The sequence below is a fragment of the Vibrio sp. H11 genome, from assembly GCF_004804295.1.
Lineage (GTDB): Bacteria > Pseudomonadota > Gammaproteobacteria > Enterobacterales > Vibrionaceae > Vibrio > Vibrio ostreae.
The window spans coordinates 66,681-80,023 of record NZ_SSHN01000012.1; the positions used below are offsets into that span (position 1 = coordinate 66,681).

Consider the following 13,343-nt stretch of genomic DNA (forward strand, 5'->3'; position numbering starts at 1 on the left):
ATGAATATAAAATTTTTAGTCCGCGATTTAAAAATCGAAGGAGTACAGGTTGTCACCGTACGTTTGGCCAGATTACTGTTAGAACAGGGTAATCAGGTCGAGATCATTACTTTACATAATGATATTGAATTACCTGATCTAGATGATTTACCCATCACCAGCTTAAACATACCTGAGTCGGAAAAAAATAGTCCCCGCCAGCTTGAGCACTTTACCAATTGGTATCACAACGCCAATTTTGATTTTCTCATCGCGCCACACGGCGAATGTATTAAGCTGATTGCTCAGTTTGATGATTCTCGTCTCATCCCGTTTATTCATAACTCAGACGAGTATTCTTATAATCACCGCAGTTTTTTTAAGCGCTTCCGGTATCGCTGTAAATTAAGAAAAAAACTACGCGGTAAACACGTTCTTTGTGTCTCTGAGAGCATTCGTAAATTTACCCGCAAATGCTGCGGCACCAGTATTACATCCTGCAACGTATTATATAACCCTTTTAATATCAATCAGATCAAGCAGTGTGCTTCCCGCTACGAGTTTAATCTGGATAATCATGAATACCTGCTTTTTGTTGGTCGGTTAGAAAAACAAAAACGGGTAGACCGCTTACTTAAGTCATTCTCTCTGATTCAGAATAAGTCAATTAAGTTATTGATTTTGGGCGAAGGTTCACTGGAACAACAACTGAAAGAGCAGACAAAACAGTTAGGGCTTGAGGACCGCGTGATATTCAAACGTTTCGATCGCAACCCATATCCTATCATCCAGGCTGCACGTGGACTGTTACTCACCTCAGATCATGAAGGCTTGCCAACGGTAATCATTGAATCACTCGTGCTTGGCGTCCCTGCCCTCAGCGTAAACTGCCCTTCCGGTCCGGATGAAATCCTGACCGGTGACCTGTCCCGTTATTTGATTAACTCCTACGACGAAACCGTGATCGCCCAACATATTGATGACTTTCTGCAATCAGACCACCAGCCTGAACTGACCCAAGGCTACACAAAATTCAGTAGCGAGCAGGTTTATCACTCTTTATACCAACTGATGGATCAGTGGAAAAACTGAGCTGAAGGGTACTCTAACCGGCGTTATATCCCTGCAGCAGTGCCGACCACTGCTCAGGCTGCCACTTAATACTGAACCGTTGCTGCTCTTTGTTAAAAGAACGCAGTAAACGGTTCAGGTTTTCCTGCTGCCAGCCCTGCCCGCTCTTGCGCGCGCATTTATCAAAATCAATCAGCCACACCTTGCCTGCTTTATCGAGCAGGATATTGTGGATATTGAGATCGGTGTGATTCACCCCGGCCTCATGCATGGTACGAATCATCCGGCCGATGGCCTGATACACCTCATCACTCAAAGCCTGCTTTTGCAGTACATCGACCAAATCACTGGCGTTGGGCACTTTTTCCACCAGAATATCGGCCTGGTAACTGAAACCGCTGCGCCGGGCACGAGCCGCTATCGGTCGCGGCACATTCACCCCGGCCTCAGCCAAATGGCGCAGCAGTTCGAACTCCTGCGCACTGCGCGTGTTCTTCCAGCCGGTAAACAGATAGTGATCACTCACCAGCTTGCCGAACAAACCGCCGCGACGATAATGACGCAGCGCGCCCTGACAGGCCTCAAGCTGCACAAACCAGGTAGTGCCGCGCCCCTGCGCGCTGCCGGTCACTTTGCCGCTGCGCTGCCAGAAATCCGGGTCAAAACTGTGCTCCGGAGCGGTGGACAGCAGCTCAGCGTCATACCAGATTTGCTGGCCAGGAAGGGTAATATTACGAATATCGGACATAATCAGCGCTTTATCTGTCAAAGTAGGCAACGACATTTTACATTCATTCGTCCGATACGCATAATTGGCGTAATTTTCCTCTTTATCGATGAGTTATGAGTCTACTGAGCTCTCCACCTAAATCGTTGTGTGTGCTGCGTCTGTCCGCCATTGGTGATGTCTGCCACGCCATTTCTGTCGTACAAGCCATTCAGGCCCACTGGCCTGATACTAAGATCACCTGGATTTGCGGAAAGGTCGAAGCTCAGTTAATGGCCGATCTGCCTGGTATTGAGGTGGTGGTCTTCGATAAGAAACAGGGTATGGCGGGGATGCGAGCGCTGTGGTCTCAGTTGAAACAGCAACGCTTTGATGTGCTGCTGCATATGCAGGCCGCGTTGCGGGCCAGCCTGCTGTCGTGGGGCATCAAGGCGCGTTATAAAGTCGGTTTTGGTAAAAACCGTACCCGTGAAGGTCAGTGGTGGTTTACTAACCGTCATCTGCCGGAGACTCAAGCGTTGCATGTGCTGGACAACTTTGCCGAATTTGCCCGTTATCTCGGCGTGCCGTTTGACCAGCCACGCTGGAATATTCCGCTCAGCGCTGACGATACAGAGTTTGCGACCCAAGCACTGCAGGGTAAACCGTCATTGGTCATCTGCCCGGCCGCGAGCAAGGACAGCCGCAACTGGCTGACTGAGCGCTACGCCGCCGCGGCGGATTTCGCGGCTGACAACGGCCTGCAGGTCGTGCTGTGCGGCTCACCGGCCGAGCGCGAAGTCAGATTAGGGCAGAGTATTGCCGAACTGTGCCGCCAGCCGGTGGTCAACCTTATCGGCCAGACCTCGCTCAAGCAGCTCACTGCAGTGCTGAAACAGGCACATGTGGTGCTGGCACCGGACTCCGGCCCGGCGCATCTGGCCACGACGCAAGGCACGCCGGTGATTGGCCTTTATGCGCACAGTAATCCGCTGCGCACCGGCCCCTACAACAGCCTGGCAACGACAGTCAACGCTTACCAGCGCCTGGCTGAGCAGCAGTTCGGACGCCCGGTCAGCGAACTGGCCTGGGGCACCCGCCTTAAGGGGGAGGATCTGATGAGTGATATTCAGGTCGAAGAAGTGACTAAGCTGCTGCAACCTTTTTTAAGCGATGCTTTTTTAACTGATGCCGTGTTAACAGGAAACCAAAATGACTGAGCGCAAGCCGACTCTCGGTGTACTGATGATTGTCAAAAACGCCGAACAACATCTGGAAACTACCCTGCGCTCCGTGCACGGCTGGGTAGACGAAATTGTGATTGTCGACTCCGGCAGCAGCGACAGCACGCTGGCGATCGCCGCCCGTTATACCGACAAGGTTTACCATCAGGACTGGCTTGGCTTTGGCCCGCAGCGTCAGAAAGCGCAAAGTTATATGAGCGCCGACTGGGTGCTGCCGCTCGACTCAGATGAAGAAGTCTCGAATGAACTCAAAGTCTCGATCCTCAATGCCATTGCGACCGATGACGGTCGTTCTGTTTATCAGATAAACCGCCTGACCGAAGCGTTTGGTAAATTTATCCGCCATTCCGGCTGGTACCCGGACTGGGTGACCCGCCTTTACCGCCGAGAAAGCACTCAATACAACGATGTGCTGGTGCATGAATCGGTGATGATTCCGGACGGTTATCGGCTCAAATCGCTCTCAGGCGATCTGTATCATTACACCATCGATAACCTGCCTAACTATGTTGAGAAAACCCAGCGCTATATGAAAGCCTGGGCCGACCAGCGCGAAGGGCGCAAAAAGTCCTCTCTGGGCGGTGCCATTTTGCACGGCTTTTTCCGCTTCTTTAAAATGTACGTGATTAAACTGGGCTTTCTCGATGGTCGCCATGGACTGCTGCTGGCTCTGCTGAGCGCCAACACCACCTTTACCCGCTACGCCGATTTGTGGCTGCGCGACTACATGAAAAAACAGGCGGCGCAGAAGCCGCCTGAGCAGGACACACACCCTAAAACAGCGGCGCCAGCGGAGAAAAGAGACCACTGATGAATATCTGTCACGTTAATCTGGCCTCCGGCTATCACGGCGGGGAAAACCAGACTCTGCAGCTGATCAAGCAGCAAATTAAACTGGGCTACAACCTGACGGTGGTGGCCAACCCGCAAAGTCCATTCTTTGACCGGGTGTCTGAACTGAACTGCCGGGTCGTGGCTGCCAAACACTATCTGCTGCAACACGGCAAAGCGGTCACCGCGGATTGTCAGTTGATTCACGTCCATGAGGGACGTGCTATTTACTGGGCCTGGCTGCAGCACAAACTGCACGGCATTCCTTACCTGGTCACACGCCGGATTGATAACCCTCTCAAACGTAAGTGGTTATCGACTCAGGCCTACAGCCACGCCGCCGTGCTGGTCGGCCTTAGTAACGAGATTGCCGCGCGCATCCGTGATGCCTATCCGCAGCAGCAGGTGGAAATCATCCCCAGCTCGCCGGTCAGTTATCCGGTCGATAACCGTCAACTGGCGCAGATCCGTGAGCGATTTGCCGATAAGTTCCTGGTTATCCACGGCGCCAACATGCTCAAACACAAAGGGTTTGACGTCACTATCGGCGCAGCCAAACTGCTGGAACACCGCACACCTGACGTTCACTTTGCCCTGCTTGGTGATGGCAAACAGCGCGCCGAACTGGAACAGCAGGCTGCCGGGCTGAGCAATGTCAGTTTTGTCGGTAAGCAGAGCAACATGGGCGATTGGTTTGCCGCCGCAGATCTGCTGGTTCACCCGTCCTACAGCGAAGGGCTCGGCTCGGTGATTCTCGAAGCGATGGGCAGCGGCCTGCCTGTGATCGGAGCCCGCGCCGGCGGGATTCCGGACATCATAGAACATCAGCGCTCCGGCCTGTTAATTGAACCGGGCGATGCCAAGGGGCTGGCCGAAGCGATTGAGCAAATCCGTACTGACAGCGAGTTACGAGACGTATTAGCGGCGGGCCGCGCAGCCAAGCTGCAGGATTTTCTGATTGAAAATACCGCGCAGCGCTACGCCACACTTTACAGCCAAATCAGCGCCTGATGCGCTGATGGTATTTTTCACATCGTCATGCCAAAGGCATGACCGAGGTAAACAGACACCATGAAGATCTTAATATTCAGCTCATACAAGGACGCCTGGAACAGCGTGCGTCCGGAAGCGGAAATGTTTATTGAAATGGCCAAGATGGGCCATGACGTGACCATCATGACTCAGGGTCATGCCGAATATGTCGCGCGCTTTCGTGACAACGGCGTTAAGATCATCGATTGCTATCCGACCAAGAAAATCTGCCGCAAAAGCATCAGAACTCTGCGTCAGGCGCTGCGCGAAAACCAGTACGACGTGGTGTATGCGATGAACTCGAAAACCATCCCCAATGCGGCATTTGCCTGTATCGGGTTTAAAAACACCAAACTGGTCACTTATCGCGGCACCGTGGGTGGCTTATACCGTCACGATCCGAGTGCTTACCTGACCCACCTCCATCCGCGGGTTAACGGTATCAGCTGTGTAGCGCAGGCGGTAACCGACGATGTGCGTAAACACGTATGGAAGAACGCCGATAAGGTGACCACGATTTACAAAGGCCACGATATCGCCTGGTATCAGGCCCAGCCAGCCGAACTGACCAGCCTCGGTCTGCCGAAAGATGCGTTCAGCGTGATCTGTATTGCCAACGCCCGTCCGAGTAAAGGCGTGCATGTGCTGCTGGAAAGCGCCAAGCAACTGGCCAAACTGCCCAATCTGCATCTGCTGCTGGCCGGACGTGACATGGATACCGAGCAGAATCTGGCTTTAGCGGAGCAGAGCGGGATGCAAGAGCGCATCCATTTCCTTGGTTATCGTAAAGATGTGCCGGAACTGCTGGCCGCAAGTAAGGTGCAGGTTCAGCCTTCGATCAGCGGTGAAGGCCTGCCGAAAACCATTATCGAAGCCATGGCAATGGGCATTCCGTCGGTAGTGACCACCACCGGCGGCGGTAAAGAATTACTGCTGGACGGTGAAACCGGCTTTGTAGTACCGGTCAAAGACGCTCAGGCCATCGCCGATAAAATCGAGTGGCTGTATGCTTCAGAGCCGAACCGTGCCGAGATGGGACGCAAAGCGCAGCAGCGCATGATAGATGACTTCTCGTGCCAAGAAAGCGCTAAACAGCATCTGGACTTTTTTGCCTCGCTGTAAATTCACTCCTGCGGAGGCAGGTAACAATTATTGGTCTCCGCCACGGTTTTTGTTTAGCATGAAAGTAAGCGCACAACCTGAGTAAAACAACGTGACTTCAAAAAGTATCTCCCGTGTGATTTATCCGGGCACCTTTGATCCGATTACCAACGGCCACCTTGACCTGATTGAGCGTGCTGCCAGCATGTTTGATGAAGTGATCATCGCTGTGGCCGCCAGCCCGAGCAAAAATACCCTGTTCACGCTTGAAGAACGGGTTGAGTTTGCCAAAGCCGTGACCAGCCATCTGGATAATGTCACCGCGAAGGGCTTTTCTGGCCTGATGGTGGATTTCGCCAAAGCTGAAGGCGCAACCGTACTGGTGCGCGGCCTGCGTACCACAGTCGATTTCGAATATGAATTCGGTCTGACCAATATGTACCGCCGCCTGATGCCGGGGCTGGAAAGCGTGTTCCTCACGCCTTCCGAGCAGTACGCCTTTATCTCTTCTTCTCTGGTACGCGAAGTCGCCATTCACGGCGGCAATGTGGATGAGTTCGTACCTAAACTGGTCGCCGATGCACTGCATGATAAGAAAGTGGTTAAATGATATGGAGTACCTAGGATCCTAGGAACTAGGGCCCTAGACTCCTAGGTACTAGACCCTATAAACCTAAAACACTACTGCACCATAGGGACCACCTGCGAACGCAGGTAGTAATCCTGCAGCAGATGGTATTCTTTCGCCCACTCGGCATCGAACGGAACGTCGCTGACCGGCATGGCCTGATTGCGCAGCGGCGATGACGCCTGCCACGGATAGTACAAACCATTGCCCTGGGTGCTGAAGGCTCCGTACTGATTGATACTGCGCGTGGCATTATAGCCAAAGCGGCTGGCATCCTGCTCAGCCAGCATGTTCTCGCCGCCGAGTGAAATGTAATCCTGATCCGACAAGCTGAAATGATACAGGGTCGGGAACAGGTCACGGTGTGAACCGACCCGCTGCGCATCGAACTCATAGCGGGTGTTGGCCAGAATCGGCTGTGGCACATTGAGATAAAACGGCACCGCATAGGTCATGGCAAACTCTTCCGGCTCATCGGTACTGCTGTAACGCATACGGTGATCGCCGGTCACCGCAATCACAGTGTTGTCTTTCAGTTTATCGGACTGTTTGATGCGACCGATAAACTGGCCCAGTGCATCGGAGGCATACTGGAAGGTTTGCAGTAACACACTGGCCTGCTCACCCTGATAACCAATCAGATGGGCCAAACGCTCACTCATCCTAGTCGGCGCAGGCTGATAGTACTCCGGCACTTTATAAGGCGAGTGATTGGTCACCGTCATAATAAACATCATGGTCGGCTTTTCGGCCTGCTCCAGCACCCGATTGGCAAACTTGAACAAGTAACCATCCGGCACACCCCATGGCCCGGCATACTGCTCGGATTCAGGAAACGCTTCCATAATGTCATTTTCGTCATACACCCGGTCAAAGCCCTGCACTGGCAGGTAGTTAGCCAGGTTGCGCCACATACCGTTCCCCCCGTACAGAAACACCACCTCATAACCGGCCCGTTTATACGGCAACGCCGCCGAGCTTGGCAACGCAATATTCTGCACTGCCGAGTGGCTTATGGTCGCGACTGGGCTGTGAAACAGTGTCATGACGATACTGTCGATGGTAGCAGACGTGCCTGCCATAAAACGCTCAAACCAAAAGCCCTGGTCACGGTACTGACGGAAACTGCCGAGCAGATCATTGGTCTTAGCGTCATCTTCGACCAGTATATTCATGCCCATGCTCTCCATCATTGCTACCACCACATGCGGCGGATGCTGTTGCAGGTAATCATTGGCAGGCGTGCGATATTGCGGGGTCGGCTGACCAAGAATTTTGTTCATCTGCGCCGTCAGTTCAGCCTGGCTGACCGGAGCAAAGTTATGCTGCTCTTTGTAATCGGTCATCGCCCAGTCGAGCGCCATAAATACGTTCGGCGTGATCATATTCAGTGGTTTGTAAGGCGAGACTGCCGCGTGATAACGCTTAAGCGGATGACTGCTGAGCGAGCCACGTGCCACCGCGAAGGTCACCAGCACCACACACAACACCGCCAGCGATGTCACGCTCCAGTGCCAGCTGTGTTTGCACTTGAGCCGGCCAAATGCGCTGCGCATAAACCAGCGCGCCGTGACATAAGCCAGCACAGAAAGACTCAGTGCCAGCAGCAAAGCGCGCAGGATCGGATAGTCCTGCCAGATGTTAACCAGCACTGCTTTGGAGTCATCCTCCCACAAGCCAAACATGAACAGATCGATGTGGGTGCCGTAAGTCAGGTAGTAATAATAGTTACCGATGCAGCCCAGCACATACAGCAGTGCGATCAGCGCATGATAAAGCGGAGCGACATGACTCCAGCGGGCATAACCACGCCGGGAAGCCGCCAGGACAAGGCCGGCCAGCAACAGCGGGGCATAAGCAATCGCGGTGACTTTGGCATCAAAGCGTGCGCCGACCCGGAATGCACGCCAGATATCCTCTGTCACGCCGGGCTGAATCAGTACGTCCTGAATATGATGAAAGAAAACACCACGCGCAATCAGCAAGATGCTGAATGAAAATACAAAAAACTGCAGCAGCACGAGACAGAGCTGACGCAAATGTGACTGATAATTCATGAGATAGACAACTACAACAGATAACGAGCGGCGACCTCTGAGGGACTTACCAGACTCATTATGAAAACAACAGACTTTAATTGACGTTGCAAATGTAAAAAGGTTCAGACATTAATAAAAGTTAGTGATCTGACCGCTGATTTTATAAATATGAAGGAATGATTGCAGCACGCGGGAGGATAACGATAAGCAGGCAGAGCACCAAGCTCTGCCTGTCAGGAGTGTGGCAGACGTCGCTATACCGAATAGAATTCTTTGTACCAGTTCACAAAATTAGCCACCCCCTGCTCAACCCCCATCTGCGGCTTGTACTGGGTTGCGGCAAACAGGTCTTCGGTATCGGCGTAAGTGGCGTACACATCACCCGGCTGCATCGGCAGCATATTTTTCTTGGCTTCAATGCCCAGTGCACTTTCCAGCGCCTTAATGTAGTCCATCAGCTTAACCGGACTGCCGTGGCCAATGTTGTACACCCGGTAAGGAGCAGAGCTGGTCGCGGGTGTGCCCTCTTCCACCGTCCAGTCAGTGTTGGCTTGTGGTACCACATCTTTAATACGCACAATGCCTTCCACAATGTCGTCGATGTAGGTGAAATCACGCTGCATATCGCCGTTGTTGTAGACGTCAATCGCATCGCCATTGATGATGGCTTTGGTAAACTTGAACAGCGCCATATCCGGGCGGCCCCACGGACCATACACGGTAAAAAAGCGCAGGCCGGTAGTCGGCACGCCGTACAGGTGCGAGTAAGTATGCGCCATCAGCTCATTCGATTTCTTGGTCGCGGCGTACAAAGAGACCGGGTGATCGACGCTGTCTGAGGTGTTAAACGGGGTTTTACGGTTCAGACCGTAAACCGAGCTCGAAGAGGCATACACCAGATGCTGAATCTTATGGTGGCGACAGCCTTCCAGAATCGTCAGGTGACCAACCAGGTTGCTGTCGGCATACGCCATCGGATTATCGATTGAGTAACGCACGCCAGCCTGAGCCGCGAGGTGAATCACTTTATCGAACTGCTCAGCTTCAAACAGGCCAGCAATGCCTTCACGATCCGCGATGTCCATTTCAATAAAGGTGAACTGGTCGTGCGCCGCGCGCTCAAGACGGGCATCTTTCAACGCCACATCGTAGTAGTCATTCAGGTTATCGATACCGATAACTTCGTGCCCTTCTGCACACAAACGCTCGACTACCGCAGAACCGATAAAACCGGCCGCACCGGTCACCAAATATTTCATCTGATTTCTCTCTTACACAGAAACTATCTGTTGTTTATATCACATTGAGTGTGTTTTTTCCGCTGTAACTAACTGGCAGGACGGACAGAAAAACGAGTTGCGCTGACCGATTTTAAGCTCTTCAATTAAGGTTTCACAACGCGGGCACTGGCCGCCTTTTTTGCCATACACCTGCAGCTCCTGGGCAAAATAACCCGGTTTACCGTCCGCCTGGGCAAAATCTTTCAGCGTGGTGCCGCCCTGCTTGATCGCCGTCGCCAGCACCGTTTTAATATCCGCGACCAAAGAGGTCCACTCCGCTTCACTGATTGAATGCGCCGGGCGCAGCGGATGAATCCGTGAGCTGAACAATGATTCGTTGGCGTAGATGTTACCCACCCCGACCACGATTTTGTTGTCCATGATGAAGGTCTTGATCGCCACCCGTTTATTACGCGCTTTATCCAGCATGTATTGCGGATTGAATTCATCGGTCAGCGGCTCCGGCCCCATATGATCGAGCACGCTGTGGCTCTCACCCGGTTCACACCACAACCAGGCACCAAAACGGCGCGGATCGTTATAACGCAGCACTTTGCCGTTTGTCAGCGCCAGATCCACGTGATCGTGTTTGCCCGGCGCAAAGTCTCCATCCAGTACCCGCAGCGAACCCGACATCCCCAGATGCACAATCGCCGTGCCTGCCGTGGTTTCCAGCAGCAGATACTTGGCCCGACGCGTAATCGCGGTAATCACCTGCCCTTCCATCCGCTTCAGCTCCTGCGGGATATCCCAGCGCAGTTTCGGGGTACGAAAGGTCAGCGTACGCACGGTCTGCCCCACCAGATGCGGTGAGATCCCCATACGGCTGACTTCAACTTCAGGTAATTCAGGCATGCTTTCTCCTCGGGAGATCCTTGGTTCAAGGGTCTTTGCGGTTAGTAGGACTTAGTTTAACGGAACTCAGGCCACGCTGGCGAGGAGTAAAAAGATATAAGATCCTAGGGCCTAGCCCCTAGGAAAAGAAGATTCTGTGGTCGGGGGAAATCTAGTGATACAAATCCGTCATCTAAAATCAAAGCTAATTCACCGCCTTGATTATCGCTAAAATCTCGCAGCGATCTCCCCCTAGGGCCTAGGACCCAGGAACTAGGAACTAGCATTTAGGAACTAAGGAAACAAATACCCCGCTTCCGCCGAGACCGCTATCCACTCGTTCTGCCAGTTTTTAAACAGCCAGAACTGCGGCGCCTGATAGTAGGTGATCCTTTGCGGCTCTTCCTGGCCCTGATACCAGACTTCAATGCTGTGTGGGTTGCCCAGTTTAGGCTGCAACGACTGATAGGTTTGTTCATCGACCCGGGTGCCGGTCAGTTGCTGCCAGCGCTCAATCAGCGCCTGAGGTTCAATATTGATTGGCGGGTTGGCCTGCCACTCTCCATGACTCTTCTGCAGCGATAAGCGGGTAAAATGCATCGCCTGCAACTCAGCCTGTGGATTGAGTAATGCCGGATACGGGCTGACGGGCGGCTCGATTAAATAGCTTTTAATGATCGACGGCAGGTTGATGATGCCGATAAACAGAATCACCGCCAGAATCAGAAGATTATTCCAGCGGCGACGTCGCCGGGGTGAGACGCGCATGACCGCAGTCCTTAGTTAATTGAATCTTAAGCCAGATTAGCAGAGTGCGCAGCGGGATCCTAGCGTGCCGAAGACAGGTGGGTCAGGTAATGAAACGACAAGACGAGAAGGATGTGCAGAGCGGGAGGGAAGATAACCGGGTTACCTGCCAAAGGGGAACTTAGTGAGCCTAGTGAGCCTAGTGAGCCTAGTGAGCCTAGTGAGAAACATTCGAACGGGATAGCAGAAAACAAAAAACCCAACCAAAAGGCTGGGTTTTTCTACTAACACCAAAGCAAGCGATCAATTACTTGATTTTCGCTTCTTTGTATAGAACGTGCTGGCGTACTACTGGATCAAATTTCTTGATCTCGAATTTGCCTGGCATGTTGCGTTTGTTCTTGTCAGTTGTGTAGAAGTGACCAGTACCTGCTGAAGATACCAGACGGATTTTCTCACGAATGCCTTTAGCCATTGTTTAATTCCTCTTAAACGTTTTCGCCACGTGCACGGATATCAACAAGAACAGCATCGATGCCTTTCTTATCAATGATACGCATGCCTTTAGCAGTTAGACGTAGTTTAACAAAACGTTTTTCGCTCTCTACCCAGAAACGATGAGTTTGTAGGTTCGGCAGAAAACGACGCTTAGTAGCATTTCGTGCGTGTGAACGGTTGTTACCCGTTACTGGACGCTTACCAGTTACTTGGCATACTCGGGACATGAATGTCTTCTCCAAATCGTTTCAGCTCGATATCAACCTTGGTGGCCGAACCTCTCTCTTTCACTTAAGAAGTTGAGGTTAAAAACCGTTATGGAAAATCCATACAAGGCTATCAAAGGTCGCGCATTATACTAACTTGACACGCGTTGCTCAAGACCCGAACAGATCCTTTTTACAGAATTACCTGATCTTTTTCTCTGTTGAGCTGATTGAGGTTAAAAAATGTGTGCGAATCATACCAGAAAACAGCAGAAAGCTAAGCATTTTTTGTACATTCCGCTCAAATGCCGATAAGGCCCGCTTTTATTGCTCGCTGCAAAATATCCACTTCATCGCTAGACCTTTGTATTACTTAGCTTGTTTGCACTTGACCACCAGGTTGCTTCACACCCGCATAGAGCAAAAAAAGAATACTTCAGCAGCTAAAGCCAGCCGCGTTCGGCAAAGGAAACCACCTCACCGTCGCCGACCACGAAGTGATCCAGCACCCGGATATCCACCAGCGCCAGTGCATCGGCCAGTCGGTGCGTGATCCTTCGGTCAGCCTGACTCGGCTCAGCCACGCCGGAAGGATGGTTATGCGCCAGAATCAGCGCCGCCGCGTTATGGTGCAGCGCCCGTTTCACTACCTCACGCGGATAAACGCTGGCGGCGTCGATGGTGCCTTCAAATAAGATTTCATCCTGAATGACCCGGTTCTGGTTATCAAGAAACAGAATATAGAAGGCTTCACGCTGGCGATCGCGCAACACGCTGGAAAGATACAATTTGGTGTGCTGCGGACTGGTCAGCGCTTCGCCGCGCCTTAACGCTTCCCCCAGATATCGCTGCGTCATCTCCAGTACCGCCTGCAACTGGACATATTTAGCTTCGCCCAGCCCTTTATGACAGCAAAAGTGATCTTTGCGGGCAGAAAACAGCGCGCGCAGCGATCCAAACTCCCTGAGCAGAAAATCGGCCAGCTCGATCACATTCATCCCCCTCGTGCCGGTACGCAGAAATATCGCCAGCAGTTCGGCGTCAGATAAGGATTGCGGCCCGCGGGCAAGCAGCTTTTCACGTGGCATCGACTCGCTGGGCAGAAACTTGAGACTCATATCGGCTCCTGTAAAAAAGCCTGCCGATC

At 52.4% G+C, this 13,343-nt stretch carries 14 protein-coding genes; 6 read left to right on the forward strand and 8 right to left on the reverse strand.

All coding sequences use genetic code 11. The features are described from left to right. Positions 1–1,071, forward strand: a complete 1,071-nt coding sequence (locus E6C74_RS16765; RefSeq protein ID WP_136487200.1) for a glycosyltransferase — start codon at positions 1–3, stop codon at positions 1,069–1,071. 13 nt (positions 1,072–1,084) lie between these two features. On the opposite strand, the gene E6C74_RS16770 is transcribed toward E6C74_RS16765, so the two are convergent. Then, on the reverse strand, positions 1,085–1,798 hold the full coding sequence (locus E6C74_RS16770) for a 3-deoxy-D-manno-octulosonic acid kinase (protein ID WP_206208435.1): 714 nt from the start codon (positions 1,796–1,798) through the stop codon (positions 1,085–1,087). Positions 1,799–1,893: 95 nt separating this feature from the next. Between E6C74_RS16770 and E6C74_RS16775 the strand changes: the two genes are divergently transcribed. The 5 genes from E6C74_RS16775 to coaD all read left to right on the forward strand — a co-directional run bounded on the left by E6C74_RS16775 (position 1,894) and on the right by coaD (position 6,574). Beyond that, on the forward strand, positions 1,894–2,976 hold the full coding sequence (locus E6C74_RS16775; protein WP_136487202.1) for a glycosyltransferase family 9 protein: 1,083 nt from the start codon (positions 1,894–1,896) through the stop codon (positions 2,974–2,976). Continuing rightward, positions 2,969–3,811 carry a glycosyltransferase family 2 protein gene (locus E6C74_RS16780; protein WP_136487203.1) on the forward strand — a complete coding sequence of 281 codons (843 nt, stop codon included), beginning with the start codon at positions 2,969–2,971 and terminating at the stop codon, positions 3,809–3,811. Before E6C74_RS16775 ends, E6C74_RS16780 begins: the two co-directional genes overlap by 8 nt. After that, positions 3,811–4,842, forward strand: a complete 1,032-nt coding sequence (locus tag E6C74_RS16785) for a glycosyltransferase family 4 protein (protein WP_136487204.1) — start codon at positions 3,811–3,813, stop codon at positions 4,840–4,842. The genes E6C74_RS16780 and E6C74_RS16785 overlap by 1 nt, the downstream gene beginning before the upstream one ends. Positions 4,843–4,902: 60 nt before the next feature. Then, positions 4,903–5,985 carry a glycosyltransferase family 4 protein gene (locus E6C74_RS16790; RefSeq protein WP_136487205.1) on the forward strand — a complete coding sequence of 361 codons (1,083 nt, stop codon included), beginning with the start codon at positions 4,903–4,905 and terminating at the stop codon, positions 5,983–5,985. A gap of 91 nt (positions 5,986–6,076) precedes the next feature. Beyond that, positions 6,077–6,574, forward strand: a complete 498-nt coding sequence (coaD, locus tag E6C74_RS16795) for a pantetheine-phosphate adenylyltransferase (protein WP_136487206.1) — start codon at positions 6,077–6,079, stop codon at positions 6,572–6,574. 71 nt (positions 6,575–6,645) lie between these two features. On the opposite strand, the gene E6C74_RS16800 is transcribed toward coaD, so the two are convergent. The 7 genes from E6C74_RS16800 to radC form a co-directional block, all read right to left on the reverse strand. Continuing rightward, on the reverse strand, positions 6,646–8,649 hold the full coding sequence (locus E6C74_RS16800) for an LTA synthase family protein (RefSeq protein ID WP_136487207.1): 2,004 nt from the start codon (positions 8,647–8,649) through the stop codon (positions 6,646–6,648). A gap of 236 nt (positions 8,650–8,885) precedes the next feature. Continuing rightward, positions 8,886–9,890 (reverse strand): NAD-dependent epimerase, encoded by a 1,005-nt coding sequence (locus E6C74_RS16805; RefSeq protein WP_136487208.1) that lies wholly within the window; start codon positions 9,888–9,890, stop codon positions 8,886–8,888. Between the two features lie 39 nt (positions 9,891–9,929). Beyond that, a complete protein-coding gene (mutM, locus tag E6C74_RS16810; protein WP_136487209.1) occupies positions 9,930–10,766 on the reverse strand; it encodes a bifunctional DNA-formamidopyrimidine glycosylase/DNA-(apurinic or apyrimidinic site) lyase in 837 nt (278 codons plus the stop codon). 273 nt (positions 10,767–11,039) lie between these two features. Next, positions 11,040–11,513: a hypothetical protein gene (locus E6C74_RS16815; protein ID WP_136487210.1), complete on the reverse strand. Its 474-nt coding sequence runs from the start codon at positions 11,511–11,513 to the stop codon at positions 11,040–11,042. Between the two features lie 286 nt (positions 11,514–11,799). Further along, a complete protein-coding gene (gene rpmG / locus E6C74_RS16820) occupies positions 11,800–11,967 on the reverse strand; it encodes a 50S ribosomal protein L33 (protein WP_005371942.1) in 168 nt (55 codons plus the stop codon). A 13-nt stretch (positions 11,968–11,980) separates the two neighbouring features. Then, positions 11,981–12,217 carry a 50S ribosomal protein L28 gene (rpmB, locus tag E6C74_RS16825; protein WP_004728407.1) on the reverse strand — a complete coding sequence of 79 codons (237 nt, stop codon included), beginning with the start codon at positions 12,215–12,217 and terminating at the stop codon, positions 11,981–11,983. A 422-nt stretch (positions 12,218–12,639) separates the two neighbouring features. Further along, a complete protein-coding gene (gene radC, locus E6C74_RS16830; RefSeq protein WP_136487211.1) occupies positions 12,640–13,314 on the reverse strand; it encodes a DNA repair protein RadC in 675 nt (224 codons plus the stop codon). Positions 13,315–13,343: the final 29 nt, after the last annotated feature.